The sequence below is a fragment of the Alkalibacillus salilacus genome (assembly GCF_030812915.1).
Taxonomy (GTDB): domain Bacteria; phylum Bacillota; class Bacilli; order Bacillales; family Alkalibacillaceae; genus Alkalibacillus; species Alkalibacillus salilacus.
On record NZ_JAUSTQ010000002.1, the window covers coordinates 1 to 19,263 of the forward strand.

Sequence of the window (19,263 nt, forward strand, 5' to 3'; positions counted from 1 at the left end):
TTTACCCATAAGAAAAACACCTCCTAAATTGTCGATTACTACCAAATACGACATAGGGGGTGTTTTTTCCTGTCTCAAATTATTGGGTCACTCTATTAATCGTTCGGAGGATTTTTATATTCAGTCTTTTGTGTATTGAAACTTCCATATAGATTGAGTTGGTTTCTTTTTTGATTAGACTGGTATAACCTTACACCAACATATAATAAAGTTAACAATACAATACATGTAATAACAATAATCATCTGAATTAATTCCTGTGAAGATACTATCAGCGAGCTAATTGTAGAATACCAGTTATTTATCACCCATTCAGAAATGACCATAATCTGACGTTCCCCTTTTAATCAGTTAATTTATATTTATGTCAGATTAGCGGTCTGTGTTCGTTTGATACAGAGAAAATATACAAGTGTGATCGATAATAAACTTAACCAAAATGTGAAATAACCAATATGTTGCTCATATTCAGTCAGTGTAGAATACATTGGCATTTGACCATAAACATAATCAATGATGTCATTATGTAATGTCCATATAGCAGCAACGATTAAGTGACGCCATTCTATCTTGTAAAAAGGTGCAAATAATAGCGCTTGTATAGCCATAGCTCCATGTGAAACGATGAGCATCAGAGACATGATACCGACTTCTTGACCATTAAAATAAGTTAGAATATTCATGACCACTGCCCATACACCATACTTGAATAAAGTCACCATCGCCAACGCCTCAACATAGCCAAAATGTCGACCAATTAAAAATCCAACTAATACAATAACGAAAAATAATGAAGCTGTCGGGCTATCTGGAACAAATGGGATAAAAACTGTTGATGTAATCTCTAATTGTGGTTGATACCATATGTAACCATAGATGGTCCCGAAAAAGTTAACGATCAATAAAAATACCAACAATCTTCGGTCTAAGAGCAAATATTTCATAAATTGACTCCTATCTAAAATGAACTATGAAAAATAAAGAGCTGACTTGTTGTTAAGTCAGCTCTTGTACCATTACGATTCTGAATCACTATTTTCGCCTTCACTACTTCCTTCGCTACTTCCTTCGCCATTACCTTCACCTTCACCATCTGATGATGGACGGTTATCAACAATGAAATTAGCAAGGTTTTCAAGTTCTTCATCAGAACCCTCGAATTGATTAGCCGGCATATCTCCTATACCATTACGGGCTATATCTTTAACAGCATCGACGTTCATTTGTGATTCTAATAAGGATGGTCCCATTCCTGCATTACCACCCATATTTTCACCGTGACAACTCATACAATTATTAGAGTATGCTTCGTAACCAGGGTGCTCTGTATCGACTTCGTGTTCAGTAGCATTGGCAATTGAATATTGCTCACGCTGCTCCCAGTCAACAGCCGTCACTGAAACATATGTTAACCAAACAGTTGCAATAACACCCATTAACATCATGCCATTAGCAATAGGTCGTTGAGATGGGCGTCGGCCTGGGCCACGGTCTAAGAAAGGTGCTAGTAATAGTGCACCAAATGCGAGACCCGGAATACCAACTGTTCCGATCACAACATAATCAGCTGATGCGAATTCAAACTTTAATAACTCATATAAGAATAAGAAATACCAGTCAGGAAGTGGAATATAAGCTGAGTTGTTCGGGTCAGCTTGTTGTTCCAAAGGTGATGGTGCTACGGCAACTAAGCATAAAAAACCAATTAAGAAAACTGCACCAACAAGCCATTCTTTTAACAAAAAGTTTGGCCAGAACGCTTCCGTACGACCAGGATATTCAGAATAATCTTTAGGGATCGTATTACGTTGACCTTTGTCTTGGATACGTGAGTCTCCGACAAATTTCATTCCTTTACCTTTGTGCACAGTGTTCCCTCCTTTTCAGACGTTTTTATCTTATAATGGACCTGAAATACCTTGACGACGGATCATAATGAAGTGAGCTGCCATCAAGCCAAATAATGCTGCTGGTAAAAAGAATACGTGAATCGCAAAGAATCTTGTTAAGGTTTGAGCACCAACAATCTCCGGATCACCAGCTAAAAGCGTTTTAATATCTGTACCTATTACTGGTACACTTTCAGCAATCTCAAGACCAACTTGCGTTGCGAAGAATGCTTTATTATCCCATGGTAATAAATAACCAGTAAAACCTAGTCCAAACATAACAAAGAATAATAGAACACCCACAACCCAATTCAATTCACGCGGCTTTTTATAAGCACCTTGGAAGAAAACACGCAAGGTATGTAAGAAAATCATGACGATTACTACACTCGCGCCCCAGTGGTGCATACCTCTAACAATTTGTCCATGTGCAACTTGTGATTGAAGATACTCAACCGAAGCGAAAGCATTTTCAATATCTGGCACATAATACATGGTTAAGAACATTCCTGACAGCACCTGGATAACCGTAACGAAAAAGGTTAGTCCACCAAAACAATATACGAATGCTGAAAAGTGGTGAGCTGGGTTAACATGCTCAGGAACTTCGTGGTCAGCGATATCGCGCCAAATCGGCGTAATATCAAGTCGTTCGTCAACCCAATCATATAATTTTTGAAGCATCTATTACGCCCCTCCTCTCGGTTGAGCCTTACCTAGGTAAAGCTTACCTTCTTCTACGCGATATTCATAAGCTGGTAGTGGTGCAGTTGGTGGAGTATCCGCAATATTGACACCCATCCGATCATAACGACCATTGTGACAAGGACAGAAGAATTCATTATCATGATCCCCAGACTCCCAGTCTACTGTACAACCTAAATGAGTACAGACAGGTGATAACGCTAAGATCTCATCGTTTTCAGTTCGATAAATCCAAGCAGTTTGTTCACTCTCAGATTCATACCAACCATCTTCTTGTGGTACTGTAAAAGATTTACGTTGTGGTTCTTGAGTTATTTCGCTTACATCCATAACATACTGAAAGTCACTTGAACCTTCTGCTTGCAATAATGGATCTACAGCCATACCAACCATTGGTGAAACCATTGCAGCCCCCATAAAACCACCAACACCAGTCAGCGTGTAGTTTAAGAACTGTCTTCTAGAAACTTGGTTATTTTTCTTTTCGCTCATGTCTTTCCCCCCTATCCAATCTATTCAACGTTCAGGGTATTTTACATATTTATTAGGACAATATCATAATAGCGTATCCCACCATTTCGGTCAATAAAAACTCGTTCAAGAATCGAAAAATGTCACAATTTCTTTACAATATTGTCATAAAGATTTCTATTACCATTGTTCTTTAATTAGCGTTTTTAATTCATTTGCATGTGATTGAATCATTTGTTGAGTTTCAATTTGGTTCAAGTCATTTTCTGTTGGTGCTGGTAGCCAAATGAGTTCGCCATTTAATTCACTCTGGTGCTTTCGCCATTTATTATCAAACGTAAAAAGCATGACATGTTTGAATGGTTGCCGTTGAATTAATTCATCAACACTTGTCCTTAATCGCTCAACCTCTAATTCTAGTGTGTTTTGTTTCATGTAATGATATACAGGTAACAACAACACTCGTCCTTTAAAATGCTTTTCAATCTGCGACATTAGAATATACATAGCTTCTGATTGGAATGTATATTTCTTTAATTCATCATCAGTTTCAAATGAAAAAGGAACGAGTGGTATCACTGCCGTATCTATATAATCCTTTGCTTGGATAAATTGTTGAATATCATTATACGTCCATTTCAAAATCGTCATCCCCTATTCACTCATTTGGTTCCGCTGGTTTAATAACCAGCTGTAAAAATAAAATGCCTCATCATCACCGTTGTCTAATGATTCATCTATTTTCAATTTCAATTGTGTCATATAGTGTTCATCTGTAACAAATTGTAAAAGTGAATCAACCATTTGATAATCACTTTCTTCTAAATAATAATCATCTGGAAGATACGGATTATCTGTTAAGACATCGCTATGGGCTGTTGACTGCCTAACTTCTGGGAAGTTCAACTCGATATAAAGATCTTCTTGATGATTCATCCGAATATCATGAAATGCTTTTTCAACTTCAGAAGTAACCACATGTTCTTTATAATATCGAAAAGGCCTTTTGTCTTGCGAGTCAACTGATACAACCATGCCACGTGGGCATAAATGGGCTTCATAGACAAAGTGGATGTGATTCAATAATTCATCACGTTTTAAAATATAATCAAACAACCAAACGATTTCACGCTTCGGTAATTCAAATTGATTTAGAAACCAATTTAAAAAAACCTTTTTTTGAATTGGTGAGACATGCATTCAAACACCTCATTCATCTTGGATTCGTGCTACAAACTCACGGATTTCTTCGTCATCAGGTATAATTTGTAAATATTTTGTCAGTTGTTTTAATGCAAGTTCAGTTTCGCCTTCTTCCATTAAGAACAGACCGTATTCTTTAAGGAAATCAGGATCATTTGCATATGATATTGCCGCTTGCTTGTACATATTTTTCGCTTGATCAAATTCCTCTAGTTCATTATAAATTTGTGCTGAACGCCAATTTAATACAACTGGGTAGCCTTCATAACTCATAAGTTCGTCCACTAATTCTTTAGCCTTCATATACTCATCATTTTCAAAGTAAATATGAAGTAACATCTCTGCTCCATCTTCATAAGCTGGATCAATGGCTAATGACTCCTGAAGATAATGGACGGCATCTTCTGACTTTTGTAATTTCATGGCATACTGTGCTGCTAATAAATATAACTCATTATTATGTTCATCTTTTTGAATACCTTGAACAGTTGTATCAAATGCCTCTTGTACAGCTCCTTCTTCATAAAGGGCTTGAGCTAACATAGGATAAACACTTGTATATTCTGGATCTAGGTCAATCAACTGATTCCAAACTCTTGTGCAAATATCATAGCGATCTAATTGATAAGCTGTATAACCATACTTGAATAATTGGTCAGGTGTTTCAAGTTCAATTTGTTCATAATAGTGAAGAGCTTGCTCCCAATTACCTACAGACGATAGTGATTCAGCTAATCGTTCCTTAATATTAACAACACTAATTTCTCCGTCATATTTTTCAACCTTTTCGTAATATGGAATTGATTTCTGATATTCACCATTAGAAAAAGCTAATTCACCCAATGCTAAATCGATAATTGGTTCTTCTGGATCAACAGCTTTGGCTTCATTCAGCTTCTTTTCAGCAACTTCATATAAACCTTGTGATTGATATAAATCTGCTAACTGTACTAATGCAGGAATATACGCTTCTGCTTCTTCATCAATATCCTCTAATAGATCTATGACTCGATCATCTTCCCCTAAGTCTGTGTATATTTCAGCTAATAGCAATTTCACATAATGGTCGTCCGGATATAGAACAAGCATATCTTCATAAACTTCTTTAGCGTCGTTCAATAATCCCCATTCTTGTAATAACTGTGCAATATCGAGTCGCTCAGCATCATCCGCTTCAGCGACATAGTCTTTTAATAGTTGAACTGCTTCGCTAATTTTACCTTCATTTTTTAATTCTAAAGCTTCACTAATTGTTTCCATAATATATACACCTTTCTATTCATCTCGTACATAATCCTGCAAAATACCATTCAAATTTTGGAAAAAATTTGGATAAGATATGTTGATACAATCAATATTATCAATAATCACTGGGGTGTTGCTAATAAAAGACGCTACGACTGCTAACATTGCCATTCGGTGATCATTGTATGATGTGACGTGACCCCCCTTGAGATCACTTTTTCCTTCAATTTTAATTGATTCTTCTTCCTCGTTTAAATTAGCACCTAGAGAATTTAATATTTCAACAGTTGCATGAATTCGATCTGTCTCTTTAAACCTTAGTTCATTAATATGTTCTAAAGTCATGGTCCCTTCTGTTTGTGTTGCAACAAGAGCTAATAAGGGGACTTCATCAATAAGGGAAGGAATTTCTTCTTTCGACAAGGAAGTAGGCATTAATGTCGAAGACCGAACATAAACATCTCCAACAGGTTCTAACCCTACGTAGTCTTTAACAGTCACATCAATAGATGCACCCATTCGTTGCAATACACGAATAAATCCAATCCGTGTTTCATTCAAGCTTAAATCTTCAAGCTGCAATTCACTATTTGGTGTTATAACTGTTGCTGCTATCCAAAAAGCCGCAGATGAAGGATCACCAGGTATGGTAAGATGAGCCCCTTTAAGAAACTGCTTACCTTCTACAGAACGAAGTGTATGGTCTTCATCAATAGTTCCACCAAAAGCTTTTACCATCTTTTCGGTATGATCACGCGTTTTAATCGGCTCTCTAACTATTGTTTTTCCGTATGTGGACATCCCTGCTAAAAGAATAGCAGATTTTACTTGTGCACTAGGGAGTGGTAATTCATAAGATATTGATTTTAATTCTGATCCTTGAATAATAAATGGCAACCGATCAGGTTCACCTTCAAATGTAAATCGAGCACCCATAGTGGATAAAGGGCCAATCACGCGTTTCATCGGTCGCTGTTTTAGTGATTCATCACCGGTCAGTTTAACTGGATGTTGAAAGGCTGCCAAAACCCCCGATAACAATCTTGCCGTTGTTCCAGAGTTTCCTAAATTAATAGGTTGTTTTGGAGGACGCCATGAGCTAATACCAGGGCTTTCAATAAATGTTTGTTGACCAACTGTTTGTATATCTACACCCAATGCTTGGCATGCTTCAATCGTACTTTTGCAATCTTCAGAATCTAACAACCCATTAATGACACTCTGTCCTTTTGCCATTGCAGCTAACAATACCCCGCGATGACTCATAGATTTGTCACCCGGGACTTTAAGTCGACCATTAATAATACAGTTAGGAAAATGATAAGCGTTATTCATACTACCCCCCCTTTAAGTCAGAACATTTAAATATTTATATTGATTCAGTCGTTCGACAAATTTTACTAATAATTTGTTTAGTTCATTAATAGAGAAAGTCTTAGCATAAGGTTTACCCATGTTTTCTAATAAAATACATGTTATATTCCCCGTTTGATTCTTTTTGTCGTGCTTCATAGCTTGAATTAAAGAATCGCATCGCCATTCAGCTAAATTTAATGAATAACCTAGTGTTGTTAACCAATGCAACAGCCCTTCATGAAAGAAGGGATCACGACGTTTCTGAACCTGGTCAGATAAATATAAGTCGAATAATATCCCAATCATGACAGCCTCACCATGAGTCACTTTATATTCACTATATACTGATTCTATGGCGTGACCTAGTGTATGGCCAAGGTTCAAGACTTGCCTCAAATTCTGTTCATATTCATCTTGTTCGATGATTTGTTTTTTCACAAGAATGGACTGAGTTAATATATTTTCAATTTCATAACTAGTCATTTGAGTAAAATCATTCACTTCGGCAATCATCTCGTGTAAAGGGTCAGGCATTAAGTAACTATGTTTCACAACTTCCGCAAAACCTGAGCGAAATTGAAGCGAACTCAATGTATCTAACATTTCATAATCATATAACACGATATTTGGAGAATAAAAATGGCCAATAATATTTTTTATATAATGATGATTAATAGCTACCTTTCCGCCGACGCTACTATCATGCGCGAGTAATGTCGTAGGCATTTGAACAAAGCCAATTCCTCGCATATATGAAGATGCAACAAAACCTGCCAAATCACCTGTAACGCCACCACCTAGAGCAATAATAGCAGAATGACGATCAAAATAATTTTCACTCAAAAAAGTAATAATAGATTCGAATTGATCAATATTTTTGGACTTTTCACCTTCAGGGATTACATAGTCAAAAACATCATAAGATTGACTTAACTGCGATTTAAGATCTAATAAATAAAATGGTGCCACTTGTTCATCTGTCACAATGGCTATTTTATTAAATCGAAAAGGTTTAAGCCATTCTGCGATCGAATAACGCAAACCTTTGTCAATAATTATTTGATACGGGCGGGTTCCGTGAACAGTTAGTTTATTCATCCAAATGTTCGCACCCTTTCTCGGTAATCTGTCAGAGCTGCTTTCAATTGTTCCATATAATCAGAAGGAAATTGGTCTACAATAGCTGCTGCGACCTCCCAAGCCACGACATGTTCCATCACAACTGAGGCTGCTGGAACAGCACAGCTATCAGACCGTTCAATACTTGCTTTGAACGGTTCTTTAGAGTGAATATCAATGCTTTCTAGCGGTTTATATAGTGTGGGAATCGGCTTCATAACCCCTTTTACAACGATCGGCATACCTGTTGTCATGCCTCCTTCAAAACCACCTAAACGATTCGTCTTTCGGTAATAGCCTTTATGTTCATCATAAGCTATTTCATCATGTGTTTCACTTCCACGTGTACTAGCAGCTGAAAAACCGATACCAAATTCTACACCTTTAAATGCATTAATGCTCATCACAGCAGCTGCAATTTTTCCGTCTAATTTTCGGTCATATTGAACATATGAACCTAGCCCAGGTGGTAAGCCATCTACCGTTACTTCAACGACACCGCCAATAGAATCACCATCTTGTTTTGCTTGATCAATAACGTGTTTCATAGATTCCTCTTGGTTCGGATCAATTGTATTAACTTCAGACTGACGAGCGCGCTCAATTTTCTCATCAATGGTCAATTCTAAGTCAGCGGCCTGAACGTCATAAATTTGCCTTACATAACCCGCTACAGTAATGCCTAGCTCTGATAATAATTTCTTAGCCATTGAACCTGCCGCTACACGAGCAGCGGTTTCTCTTGCTGATGAACGTTCTAATACATTACGTAAGTCATCATGATTGTACTTCATTCCTCCGTTTAAATCAGCGTGTCCTGGTCGTGGTTTTGTAACTTGACGTCTAATATGCTTCTCTGGGTCAACTGGTTCTTCTCCCATAATGTCCTGCCAGTTTTTAAAATCATCATTAGTTAGAGCTAATGTTACGGGTGAACCTAATGTGTAACCATGTCTAACACCACTCATTATGGAAACTAAGTCTTTTTCAATTTTCATTCGTCTACCACGACCATAACCCCCTTGTCTTCTAATTAAGGAGTCATTGAGTTCGTCAGCAGAAATAGGTAATTGCGCAGGCAAACCTTCAATAATCGTTGTTAATTGTTTTCCGTGTGACTCGCCAGCAGTTAAATATCGCAAAGAATAACACCTCTTTATGCTTGTTTTTCGTAAAAGAATGTTCGAGCAACACTTAGATTAAATTGTTGCGGATCAAAAATTTGTTCCGTACTACCAACAAATAAAACGCCACCAGGTACGAGGGATTGTGAGAATAATTGGTAGACCTGACGCTTAGCTTCTTCAGTAAAATAAATAAGTACATTTCGACACACAATCAGATCGTAGGTCGACTTATATTGGTCTGCTAATAGATTATGTTTACTGAACTTAACACATCTTTTCACATCATCTGATAATACATAGTGGTCTCCTCTTTTAGTGAAGAATTTGGCTATTTTATCTTTGGGCACTTCCTTAAGTGAACGTTCTGGATAAACAGCTTCCTGAGCACGATTTAATGCTTGATCATCAATATCTGTAGCATGTACTGTGATATCTTTTAGTGGGAAGTAGTCACTTAAAATCATTGCAATCGTATATGGTTCTTCGCCTGTGGAACAAGCTGCACTCCACACTTTTAATTTGTCTTTCCCTTCTTTAATAGAAGGTAAGATTTGAGTTCTTAATGTTTCCCAACGATTGAAATTACGATAAAATTCAGAAACGTTTATGGTCATTCGGTCAAGAAATTCGTAATATAATTGCTCGTCTCTCATCATCGCATCAAAATATTCAACAAAAGTCTTGAAACCTCGTTTATCTCGTAATGTTGTAAGACGTCGTTTCATTTGTTTCTCTTTGTACAAAGACAAGTCAATACCTGTTCGATTTTTGATTCGTTCTATAAACTCTATGTAATCGTCGCGCACTTTTCTCTCTCCTCAATTATGTCTCATTACACCATATTATATAATAGATAACGTTTGAAATGCTATTGTTTCAATCGTTGAAAAGTATGAAGTGATCAATAATTTATCAAACTAAAAAACCTTGTGCTAATGTGCACAAGGTTCATTCAACACTAAAATTAGTAAACCCACTGGTCAATGTTTTTAGTGTAGTTAATTAGCCCGCCTTCTGGGAAGAATAGGCCAATCTCACGCTCAGCAGATTCTGGAGAGTCAGAACCATGAATCACGTTTTTACCTACTGTAATTCCATAATCGCCACGGATTGTTCCGATGTCGGATTCTGCAGGATTAGTCGCACCCATCATTTTACGTGCTGTAGCGATCACATTCTCACCTTCCCAAACCATCGCAAAAACTGGGCCTGATGTAATGAAGTTAACAAGCTCACCAAAGAATGGCTTGTCTTTATGTTCACCATAATGCTCCTCAGCTAGTTCTGTAGGTACTTGCATTAATTTAGCTGAAACTAATTTATAGCCTTTGTTCTCAAAACGAGACACAATATCTCCAACTAAATTGCGTTGTACGCCGTCTGGCTTAACCATAATAAAAGTTTGTTCCATGTTTCGTCACCTCTTCGTCAAATTATCATTCAAACCGTTAAAAAGTTTAACAAAATTTATGACAAATTACAATTCAAAATTTACGTTTACCTAGATAACCTGCAACTTTTTGTAAGGTTCTTTTTGCTTTTATATCTGGTAACGTGTCTAATTGATGTAATGCTTTACGCAAATAGGCTTGACTATATTGAAAAGCGTCTTCAATCGCATCCGATTTCTTGATAGCTTGAATAGCATGTTCAGCGTATTCTTGATTATTAGGGTATTTAAAGAATTGTTGGACTTGTTCAGCGATCTTTCCATTTTGACAAGCTAGAATAGTTGGTAATGTAAGATTACCGGATAACAAATCACTTCCAACTGGTTTTCCTAATTCTTTTTCAGTAGAAGTAAAATCAAGAATATCATCAATAATTTGATATGACATGCCAATATAATAGCCATAAAGCGTTAACCGCTCGATTGTATCGTCACTACAATTGGCTGCGATTGCTCCTAATTTAGTACTTGTTGCGATCAATAAAGCGGTTTTACGTTTAATTCTTCGAAAATAATTAAATAGACTTTGGTCATATGTATACTTATCTCGAATCTGTTCAATTTCTCCAACACAAACTTGATAAATCGTATCAGCTAGTACTTGATGAATCGCTATTTCATTTCTCCCACGAACCAACTCAAGTGTTCGTGCAAATAAAAAATCACCTGTGTACATGGCTGTTAAATTGTCCCATTTGGCATTAATGGTTTCATGTCCCCGCCTTGTACTTGCAACATCAATGACATCATCATGGACTAAGGAAGCCATATGAATTAGCTCCAAGGCAACCGAGACATTTCGTACTTGATCGTGATCCGCCTCACCGAACTGTGAAGATAATAAAACAAAAATAGGTCTAATTCGTTTGCCGCCAGCTTGAAGCAAATGACTAGAAGCAGTCGAAATTAAAGAATGCTCTTCACCTGTGATTTGTTTCATTCTGTTTTCTATTTCAGCAATATCCTCATTCATATAATTAATTGCAGTTGCCAATTTCATCTCATTCACCTTTTTATATCTTTACTTACGTCCTAAGTGCATAGCCGCAACACCTAAGGCGTAACTTTTTACTTTCACATTTGAAAATCCGGCTTCTAAGAACATGTTTTTTAACTCTTTTTTTCCGGGAAAGTGTTGCGTTGATTCATTTAACCAAGCATACTCATCGTAACTCTTGGCAAACATTTTACCAAGGAGTGGCATGATATATTTAAAGTAGACAAAATATGTTTGTTTAAATATAGGCAAGGTAGGTTGTGAAGTTTCTAAACATACGACTTGTCCGCCAGGTTTAACAACACGATGCATTTCTTTAAGAACTTGCATATAATCTGGCACATTACGTAACCCAAAGCCAATCGTCACATAATCAAATTGGTGGTCATCATATGGTAATTCCATCGCATTTCCGTGAACAAACGTAACGTTTTGTACTTCTTGTTCTTCTTTCTTTGATTCACCAACAGCTAACATGTTCTGACTAAAATCAAGCCCGATGACAGACCCATTTGTCCCGACAGCCTCACTTAAAGCTAATGTCCAATCTCCCGTGCCACAACAAACATCCAAACAATTAGCTCCTTGCTGGACATTCATTTGTTCCATGACATTTTTACGCCACGCTTTATGACGTTTAAAAGATATAATGGCATTCATTTTATCGTATTTGGTTGAAATTGATTCAAAAACATGATGTACTTTTTCAGATTTTGATTTTGGATCCATTATGTAGACTCCTATATATAAGTATTGTTCTCGCTGTCACTAACTTTTAAACGACTCTGAATAGCATGCCTCATTTCTTCAGATGATGAGTTCATCCAATAAAGCGGTAATGCCTCAGCATGTTGTAAAACAAATTGTTCTATAAATAGATTGTCATACTCACTCTCTAAGTTAAAATATTGTATAACGCCTTGTAACAAGCAAGAATAAACATTAGTCACCTTATTTAAACGTTCTTCTATTGAATGATCATGATGAAGTAATTCAATTTTATACTCATTAATCTCTTTTATGTAAGTTAGGAAAAAATGTAACATATTTGTTTCATGGTGAGTGGATAGTAATTTATAAAAGAAGGCACTATGATAATCGCCCATCAATACATGCAATTGATTCGATTTCAATTGTTCTACTTCAATATCTTCATCAAAATGATGGTCTAGTTGATCATGGATATTTAGTGATAATTGCATGTTTACTAGAGCATCAGCCAAGACATTATGATGACGTGTCGTTACATCATAAAGGAATAGTAATAATGGTGTTGCAAAAAATGAATCATACATTGTTAATTCAATGTAATCATGCTTATACCGCCCCAAAAATGAGTGTTGAAAAGATATCAATGCTTGATCGTTATAATCAGTCATAATTTATCACCCGCATCAAATCACATAGTTGCATTTCAAAAATATTACCATGTTTATTTTAGCATTTATCGCATGTTTTCGCTATCTTTAAACACACGACCAGCATCATTGCTTTTGAATTTAATAATAGTTCATCAACAAGAAAAAAAGAGAGGTGAAAAAACACCCCTCTTTCGCCCTATGTACACTATTATTTAACAGCATCTTTAAGGGCTTTACCAGGTTTGAATGCTGGCACTTTGCTTGCTGGAATATCAATTTCTTTTCCAGTTTGTGGATTACGTCCTTTACGTGCAGAACGCTCACGTACTTCAAAGTTACCAAACCCAATTAATTGTACCTTTTCAGATTTTTTAAGAGAAGCTGTAATTGCTTCAAATACTGAATCTACAGCTTTTGATGCATCTTTCTTTGAAAGATCAGCCTGATCAGCAACTTCATTTACTAAGTCTGTTTTGTTCATCCGTCTCACCTCCTCTCAGAAGTGTTTTGACTTATAACCTTAACTTGTATTTCATTTCAAAATCAAATACAAGTTAATCACGATTTCAAAATGGTACTTAATTTTGTCATATTGCTACTGATACAATCACAATTAATTTGAATCGAATTATTACGATTGTATCCAAAGTTAGATGAAATATACACTTAAATATTTCATAACCACTGACATGACTGTATGTAGCATATTTTTCTAACTGATGTAACTGCATATTATCACATGCTGTACGCTCTTTCAACACGAATTTGCATCAAATCAGGGATTTTGTCGCGTTTTTAGGTAATTAAGCCTACAAAATACAGCTATTATTACAAAAATCTTCAGTTATTTCAGTATTTTATATCGCCTTCCAAGCACAAAAAAAGCCGTGACTGTTTACATTCAGTCACGGCTTAAATACTATGCTTTATAAGATAATTGCAATCAGTCCACCGTTGCCTTCGTTAATAATACGTTCTAATGTATCTTTAAGTTTATATCTCGCATTTTCTGGCATCAGTGTTAATTTGGCATGAATTCCTTCTCGTACGATTGAGCTAAGTGATCTTCCGAAAATATCGGATTTCCAAATCGATAATGGATCCTCTTCAAAATCTTGCATCAGATAGCGTACTAATTCTTCACTTTGCTTCTCAGTACCAATAATTGGTGCAAACTCCGATTCTACATCTACCTTCACCATATGAATGGATGGAGCTACTGCTTTAAGACGAACACCAAAACGTGAACCTTGTTTAATAATCTCTGGTTCTTCTAAACGCATATCTTCAAGAGTTGGGTTAGCAATGCCATAACCTGTTTGTTTGACCATGTTTAAAGCGTCTGAAACTTGATCGTATTCGCGTTTTGCTTCTGAATAATCTTGTAGCAGTTCTAGTAAATGATCTTTACCGCGTATTTCTACTCCTACAATTTCATTCAATACTTGATCATACAATTCATCTGAAGCAAACAAATCAATCTCAGCAATACCTTCTCCCATTTCAATACCGCCCATTTTGGCATCTGCGATAAATTCATAGGAATGAAAGTCATCTACTACGCGGTCAACATCGCGCACACGCTTAATATTTTGGACAGTACCTTGAATAGCCTCTTGGAATTCAGCTCTCAACCAATGGTCTTGTTTTAATGACATCACCCAACTTGGTAAATTAACATTCACCTCTAGTACCGGGAATTCATATAAAGCTTCACGCATGATGTTTTGAACATCATCTTCACTTAATTCTTCCACAGATACCGGAAGCACTGGAATGTCATATTCGTCTGCCAATGATTCTCTTAATAGGCTTGTTTCATAAGCATGAGGTTGATTTGAATTTAATATCATAATAAATGGTTTGCCTACTTCTTGTAATTCTTGAACAACTTGTTGCTCTGCTTCACGATAGTCTTCTCGAGGAATGTCACTGAATGAACCGTCTGTTGTCACAACAACACCGATTGTCGAATGATCTTGTATGACTTTTCTTGTTCCTATTTCAGCAGCATCATGAAATGGTATTGCCTCTTCATACCATGGCGTTTGAATCATTCGCGGTCCATTTTCATCCTCGAATCCTTGAGCACTTGGTATTGTGTAACCTACACAATCAACTAACCTTACATTCGCCTCTAAGCCCTCGTCTACCTTAATGGAGACAGCATTATTGGGTATGAACTTAGGTTCAGTTGTCATGATTGTCCGTCCTGCAGCACTTTGTGGCAATTCGTCTTGTGCTCTTGCACGATCTTGTTCATCACTAATATTAGGTAAGACAATCGAATCCATAAAATGTTTGATGAAAGTTGACTTACCTGTTCTTACAGCCCCTACTACTCCCAAATAGATGTCACCGTTTGTCCGTTTTGATATGTCATGTAACACGTTGAAATTATCCATTTTGATCCCTCCGACTTCATCAATTGATCGACCAATATTTTATAAGCCACTACTAGATTATGTCGGGGTGGGACAGAATTATGATAAAAAATAAAAAAAGATTCTATCATGATGAATAGAATCTTAATCATTATTCTGGTTATTCATGTTTTGATTATCTGACGTTTCTAAAACAATTTCTCCATCTTCTAGGTACATTTCAGGAGAATGCACGGGTACAATAGGGTAATGTTCTAATAACAAGTTGCGTAAATCGCCTTCATAAGCTTCGATTCCCTCTTCTTCTAATAGACGATAAACATCCGGCCGATAATCGATCGCAGCTTCTGCCTGAGACGTCATAATGATATCAAGGGATTGATTTGAATATGGACTTGATACACTTAAGCTATCTTGAAGGTCTATATGCTCTTTATTAATAGTAAAGACACCATCTCCGATTGACTCTCCATAGGGAGGATGACCGTTTTCATTTTGATATAAATTAATATCATAATTTACTGAACGAAGTGATTGTGTAACTCGTACATCAGACACTTTGACCTCAGCTGTTTCTTCTGGATCCAGAATGACATATGAATAATAGCCACCTTCTTCAAATGAGTTAGCAGGAATTTCACCTAAATAATTTTGGTCAATTAACGGCGTAAAATTAACTGGATATTTAATAAATAGCGGTGTGTTCTGATCTCGTGTTTCAATTGGTAATATCCCATTTTCTTGCTCACGAAATTGATCAACTGCTTGTTGAACACGTGACAGTTGCTGTTCATTAGACACTTGGTTTTCCGAGCGTTGTTCATTTGGATACAAACACGCAGATAACATGGATAAACCAATAATCATAACTAATAATTTACGTAACATCTTTCAAGCGCTCCTTTTACTCCGGGGTCGGTCCACTAAAAACTATATAGAAAATAATAAAACCGCCCACAACCATACATAGATAAGCTATAACGGCAACGACAACACTTACAACGCCTTTTAATTTATGGCGAGCCAACAAAATTAAACCCGTAGCCACAAATAATAAAATCATACCTAAGAAAGATATGTACATCCTTAACAATGGTTCTGACATAGTGCATCTCCCTTCGCGATGTATACTCCAACAGCTTGTCCAAACACAGTTAAAAGAGGTGTTGGGGCACACACCTCTTTTTATGACTAACTCCTCAAACGTAGCTCACTTAATCGAATACATTTCATAATATGAATTTTATCATAGTGTTTCAACGTTTGATTGCCTAATATTCAACTATTTTTTGAAAATTTGTTGTAACGTTGATGCATCAAGAGATCCGTTTTGATGAACGATTGTCTTTACAATTTTGTCTTCGCGTTCTTGACTTAAAGGTTTACGAGCCATTCTTGCCAAATGACGCACAAGTTGTCGCACAGTTCGCTCATCTGAAAAATCTGCATTTTGAACAGATTGAGCAACTTGCAAAATATCATCAGAAGAAATATTGGCTGATTCTTTTAAATGATCAAATATCGACTGCTGGAATTCACGATTCATTATTAACCTCCTTTAGTACCGTTCATCATAATATATGCATGACTAAAGAAGGTGTTCAATCAAATGCCTAAGTTAAATGTTCTAATTCATCGGTTTTCCCACGATTCATTAAATCATCCACAACATCTTTAGGTGGTCTTTCGTTAACGATTAAGTCGTATAATCCTGATGTGATTGGCATATCTACTTGATGTTTTCTGGCCATTTGATAAACAGCTTCGGTTGTGCGAACACCTTCAACAACCATTCCCATCTGCTCTAAAACATCATCAAGTACATAACCTTGACCTAACATATTACCCGCACGGTAATTACGGCTGTGTTGACTTGTACATGTGACAATTAAATCGCCTACTCCTGTCAAACCAGCAAATGTAAGTGGATTTGCATTTAATCGTTTACCGAGTCTTGCCATTTCAGCTAGACCTCTAGTTATTAGTGCTGCTTTTGCATTATCACCATAACCTAATCCATCAGAAATACCAGCACCCAATGCAATAATATTTTTTAACGCCCCACCAATTTCAACACCAACTAAGTCTTCGTTCGTATAAACTCGGAAGCGATCATTCATGAATAAATCTTGGGACATGACGGACTGTGCTTTGTTTAAGGAAGAAACCGTAACAGTCGTAGGTAGACGCTTTCCTACTTCTTCAGCATGACTAGGACCTGATAATACTGCAATATTTTGACCTATAGAATCACCTAATTCTTCAGCCATCATTTCAGAAATCCGTTTATTAGACCCTGGTTCGATTCCTTTCGAAGCATGAATGATTAATTGCTCTTCTTGGATATACGGTTTAACTTGTTGACATACATCACGGATTGCTTTCGTTGGCACGACAAATAGTATCATTTCCGATTGATTAACTGCCATAGCCAAATCTGATGTAGGTGCTATATTGTCAGGTAATTTAACATCCGGTAAATACTGAGTGTTCTCACGATTATTGTTAATTTGTTCAGATAATGCTTCACGGTGTGACCATAATGACACTTGGTGTCCATTATCTGCTAGTACTAAAGATAAAGCAGTTCCCCAGCTTCCAGAACCTAATACTGTCACTTTCTTATTCATATTGACACCTCATTCTTATGATCTTTGTCTTGCGTAGATTTTAATTGGTGATCCTTCAAAACCGAAAGCTTCACGAATTCTATTTTCTAAGAAACGTTCATAAGTGAAATGCATTAAGCTTGGATCATTCACGAAAACAACAAAAGTAGGTGGTTTTGTTGCTACTTGTGTTGTATATAAAATTTTCATTTTCTGTCCCTTAATCGATGGAGTAGGGTTCATAGCTAATGCATCTTCCACAACTTCATTAAGTAAGTTGGTTTTCACACGTTTAGCATGATTTTCACTAGCTTCAATGACTTTAGGCAATAAGGTATGAATTCTCTTCTTCGTTGATGCTGATAAGAATACAACTGGTGCGTAAGAAAGGAATTGAAACTGTTGTCTTATATCATCTTCAAATTTCTTCATACGATCTTGCTCCGAATCGACCGTATCCCATTTATTGACAACAATAACAATCGCTTTGCCTGCTTCATGAGCGTAACCAGCAATTCTTTTATCTTGTTCAATTATACCTGTTTCTGCGTCTAATACAACTAGGACAACATCCGATCGTTCAATGGCTTTTAATGCTCGTAAAACACTATACTTTTCCGTGTTTTCGTATACTTTCCCACGCTTTCGCATACCAGCAGTATCAATAATTTTAAATTCACGGTCATCGCGTTTGAACTCAGTGTCAATCGCATCCTTAGTTGTACCTGCTGTGTCACTTACGATAACACGCTCTTCTCCTAGCATGGCATTAACGAGTGAAGATTTACCTACATTCGGTCGACCAATAAGCGAAAAATGAACACGATCATCATCTTCCTCTGAACCTAAATCAGTCGGAAAATGTTTTACCGTTTCATCTAAAACATCACCTATTCCACGTCCGTGAGTACCTGAGATCGGAAATGGTTGTCCTAAGCCTAACGCATAATATTCATATAAAAGATCTTGCATCTCATAGTTATCAATTTTATTCACTGCGAGAACGACAGGTTTATTTGACTTATACATAATTTGTGCCACTTCTTCATCAGAAGCTGTAATCCCGTCTCTTCCATTAACCAAAAAGATAATCACATCTGCCTCATCAATGGCCACTTGTGCTTGTTCTCTTATCTGAACAATTAATGGTTCATCACTTAAATCAATTCCACCAGTATCTATGACATTAAAATGATGGTTTAGCCATTCAGCTTCAGCATAGATACGATCTCTTGTTACGCCAGGCACATCTTCTACTATGGATATTCTCTCGCCTACAAGACGATTAAAAATTGTTGATTTTCCTACGTTGGGTCTTCCTACGATTGCCACAACCGATTTTCTCAT

At 36.6% G+C, this 19,263-nt stretch carries 22 protein-coding genes; all 22 read right to left on the bottom strand.

The annotated features are described in order from the left end of the window. Positions 1–362: 362 nt before the first annotated feature. The 22 genes from lhaT to der all read right to left on the bottom strand — a co-directional run bounded on the left by lhaT (position 363) and on the right by der (position 19,263). A complete protein-coding gene (gene lhaT / locus J2S77_RS02120; RefSeq protein ID WP_306974221.1) occupies positions 363–944 on the bottom strand; it encodes a lipoprotein heptaprenylglyceryl N-acetyltransferase LhaT in 582 nt (193 codons plus the stop codon). Between the two features lie 72 nt (positions 945–1,016). Then, positions 1,017–1,868, bottom strand: a complete 852-nt coding sequence (locus J2S77_RS02125; RefSeq protein ID WP_306974223.1) for a menaquinol-cytochrome c reductase cytochrome b/c subunit — start codon at positions 1,866–1,868, stop codon at positions 1,017–1,019. 30 nt (positions 1,869–1,898) lie between these two features. Continuing rightward, entirely contained in the window at positions 1,899–2,573 is a 675-nt protein-coding gene (qcrB, locus tag J2S77_RS02130) for a menaquinol-cytochrome c reductase cytochrome b subunit (RefSeq protein WP_167262401.1), read from the bottom strand. A gap of 3 nt (positions 2,574–2,576) precedes the next feature. Then, a complete protein-coding gene (locus tag J2S77_RS02135; protein WP_306974226.1) occupies positions 2,577–3,086 on the bottom strand; it encodes a Rieske (2Fe-2S) protein in 510 nt (169 codons plus the stop codon). Between the two features lie 159 nt (positions 3,087–3,245). Further along, the gene (locus J2S77_RS02140) at positions 3,246–3,707 is read right to left on the bottom strand and encodes a DUF2487 family protein (protein WP_306974228.1); all 462 of its coding nucleotides are present in this window, start codon (positions 3,705–3,707) and stop codon (positions 3,246–3,248) included. A 12-nt stretch (positions 3,708–3,719) separates the two neighbouring features. Next, entirely contained in the window at positions 3,720–4,265 is a 546-nt protein-coding gene (locus J2S77_RS02145) for a ReoY family proteolytic degradation factor (RefSeq protein WP_306974229.1), read from the bottom strand. Between the two features lie 9 nt (positions 4,266–4,274). Continuing rightward, entirely contained in the window at positions 4,275–5,528 is a 1,254-nt protein-coding gene (locus J2S77_RS02150; RefSeq protein ID WP_306974231.1) for a tetratricopeptide repeat protein, read from the bottom strand. Between the two features lie 15 nt (positions 5,529–5,543). Continuing rightward, entirely contained in the window at positions 5,544–6,848 is a 1,305-nt protein-coding gene (gene aroA / locus J2S77_RS02155; RefSeq protein ID WP_306974233.1) for a 3-phosphoshikimate 1-carboxyvinyltransferase, read from the bottom strand. Positions 6,849–6,860: 12 nt separating this feature from the next. Then, positions 6,861–7,967 (bottom strand): 3-dehydroquinate synthase, encoded by a 1,107-nt coding sequence (gene aroB, locus J2S77_RS02160; protein WP_306974235.1) that lies wholly within the window; start codon positions 7,965–7,967, stop codon positions 6,861–6,863. Beyond that, positions 7,964–9,130 (bottom strand): chorismate synthase, encoded by a 1,167-nt coding sequence (gene aroC / locus J2S77_RS02165; protein WP_306974237.1) that lies wholly within the window; start codon positions 9,128–9,130, stop codon positions 7,964–7,966. Before aroC ends, aroB begins: the two co-directional genes overlap by 4 nt. Positions 9,131–9,144: 14 nt before the next feature. Then, positions 9,145–9,921 carry a CheR family methyltransferase gene (locus J2S77_RS02170; protein WP_306974239.1) on the bottom strand — a complete coding sequence of 259 codons (777 nt, stop codon included), beginning with the start codon at positions 9,919–9,921 and terminating at the stop codon, positions 9,145–9,147. Positions 9,922–10,079: 158 nt separating this feature from the next. Next, positions 10,080–10,526, bottom strand: coding sequence for a nucleoside-diphosphate kinase (gene ndk, locus J2S77_RS02175; RefSeq protein ID WP_306974241.1), 447 nt, complete (start codon positions 10,524–10,526; stop codon positions 10,080–10,082). A gap of 73 nt (positions 10,527–10,599) precedes the next feature. After that, entirely contained in the window at positions 10,600–11,565 is a 966-nt protein-coding gene (locus J2S77_RS02180) for a polyprenyl synthetase family protein (RefSeq protein ID WP_306974243.1), read from the bottom strand. Positions 11,566–11,586: 21 nt separating this feature from the next. Continuing rightward, positions 11,587–12,291 (bottom strand): demethylmenaquinone methyltransferase, encoded by a 705-nt coding sequence (locus tag J2S77_RS02185; RefSeq protein ID WP_306974245.1) that lies wholly within the window; start codon positions 12,289–12,291, stop codon positions 11,587–11,589. An 11-nt stretch (positions 12,292–12,302) separates the two neighbouring features. Then, a complete protein-coding gene (locus tag J2S77_RS02190) occupies positions 12,303–12,941 on the bottom strand; it encodes a heptaprenyl diphosphate synthase component 1 (protein WP_306974247.1) in 639 nt (212 codons plus the stop codon). A gap of 190 nt (positions 12,942–13,131) precedes the next feature. Continuing rightward, positions 13,132–13,404 (bottom strand): non-specific DNA-binding protein Hbs, encoded by a 273-nt coding sequence (gene hbs, locus J2S77_RS02195; protein WP_306974248.1) that lies wholly within the window; start codon positions 13,402–13,404, stop codon positions 13,132–13,134. Positions 13,405–13,849: 445 nt separating this feature from the next. After that, positions 13,850–15,328, bottom strand: coding sequence for a stage IV sporulation protein A (gene spoIVA / locus J2S77_RS02200; protein ID WP_306974250.1), 1,479 nt, complete (start codon positions 15,326–15,328; stop codon positions 13,850–13,852). Positions 15,329–15,451: 123 nt separating this feature from the next. Further along, positions 15,452–16,195, bottom strand: a complete 744-nt coding sequence (locus J2S77_RS02205; protein WP_306974253.1) for a YphF family lipoprotein — start codon at positions 16,193–16,195, stop codon at positions 15,452–15,454. Between the two features lie 16 nt (positions 16,196–16,211). Continuing rightward, positions 16,212–16,412, bottom strand: a complete 201-nt coding sequence (locus J2S77_RS02210; protein WP_306974254.1) for a DUF2768 domain-containing protein — start codon at positions 16,410–16,412, stop codon at positions 16,212–16,214. 177 nt (positions 16,413–16,589) lie between these two features. Then, a complete protein-coding gene (locus J2S77_RS02215) occupies positions 16,590–16,853 on the bottom strand; it encodes a stage VI sporulation protein F (protein WP_306974255.1) in 264 nt (87 codons plus the stop codon). Between the two features lie 67 nt (positions 16,854–16,920). Continuing rightward, the gene (locus tag J2S77_RS02220) at positions 16,921–17,937 is read right to left on the bottom strand and encodes an NAD(P)H-dependent glycerol-3-phosphate dehydrogenase (RefSeq protein ID WP_306974257.1); all 1,017 of its coding nucleotides are present in this window, start codon (positions 17,935–17,937) and stop codon (positions 16,921–16,923) included. A 15-nt stretch (positions 17,938–17,952) separates the two neighbouring features. After that, positions 17,953–19,263, bottom strand: coding sequence for a ribosome biogenesis GTPase Der (gene der / locus J2S77_RS02225; protein ID WP_306974259.1), 1,311 nt, complete (start codon positions 19,261–19,263; stop codon positions 17,953–17,955).

Coding starts and splice junctions, on each gene's coding strand:
- qcrB (WP_167262401.1), bottom strand. CDS start 2,573: ATGCTTCAAAAATTATATGATTGGGTTGACGAACGACTTGATATTACG.
- ndk (WP_306974241.1), bottom strand. CDS start 10,526: ATGGAACAAACTTTTATTATGGTTAAGCCAGACGGCGTACAACGCAAT.
- J2S77_RS02150 (WP_306974231.1), bottom strand. CDS start 5,528: ATGGAAACAATTAGTGAAGCTTTAGAATTAAAAAATGAAGGTAAAATT.
- lhaT (WP_306974221.1), bottom strand. CDS start 944: ATGAAATATTTGCTCTTAGACCGAAGATTGTTGGTATTTTTATTGATC.
- J2S77_RS02185 (WP_306974245.1), bottom strand. CDS start 12,291: ATGGATCCAAAATCAAAATCTGAAAAAGTACATCATGTTTTTGAATCA.
- J2S77_RS02145 (WP_306974229.1), bottom strand. CDS start 4,265: ATGCATGTCTCACCAATTCAAAAAAAGGTTTTTTTAAATTGGTTTCTA.
- aroB (WP_306974235.1), bottom strand. CDS start 7,967: ATGAATAAACTAACTGTTCACGGAACCCGCCCGTATCAAATAATTATT.
- J2S77_RS02135 (WP_306974226.1), bottom strand. CDS start 3,086: ATGAGCGAAAAGAAAAATAACCAAGTTTCTAGAAGACAGTTCTTAAAC.
- spoIVA (WP_306974250.1), bottom strand. CDS start 15,328: ATGGATAATTTCAACGTGTTACATGACATATCAAAACGGACAAACGGT.
- hbs (WP_306974248.1), bottom strand. CDS start 13,404: ATGAACAAAACAGACTTAGTAAATGAAGTTGCTGATCAGGCTGATCTT.
- J2S77_RS02215 (WP_306974255.1), bottom strand. CDS start 16,853: ATGAATCGTGAATTCCAGCAGTCGATATTTGATCATTTAAAAGAATCA.
- J2S77_RS02180 (WP_306974243.1), bottom strand. CDS start 11,565: ATGAAATTGGCAACTGCAATTAATTATATGAATGAGGATATTGCTGAA.
- J2S77_RS02205 (WP_306974253.1), bottom strand. CDS start 16,195: ATGTTACGTAAATTATTAGTTATGATTATTGGTTTATCCATGTTATCT.
- aroA (WP_306974233.1), bottom strand. CDS start 6,848: ATGAATAACGCTTATCATTTTCCTAACTGTATTATTAATGGTCGACTT.
- der (WP_306974259.1), bottom strand. CDS start 19,263: ATGAGAAAATCGGTTGTGGCAATCGTAGGAAGACCCAACGTAGGAAAA.
- J2S77_RS02210 (WP_306974254.1), bottom strand. CDS start 16,412: ATGTCAGAACCATTGTTAAGGATGTACATATCTTTCTTAGGTATGATT.
- J2S77_RS02190 (WP_306974247.1), bottom strand. CDS start 12,941: ATGACTGATTATAACGATCAAGCATTGATATCTTTTCAACACTCATTT.
- J2S77_RS02220 (WP_306974257.1), bottom strand. CDS start 17,937: ATGAATAAGAAAGTGACAGTATTAGGTTCTGGAAGCTGGGGAACTGCT.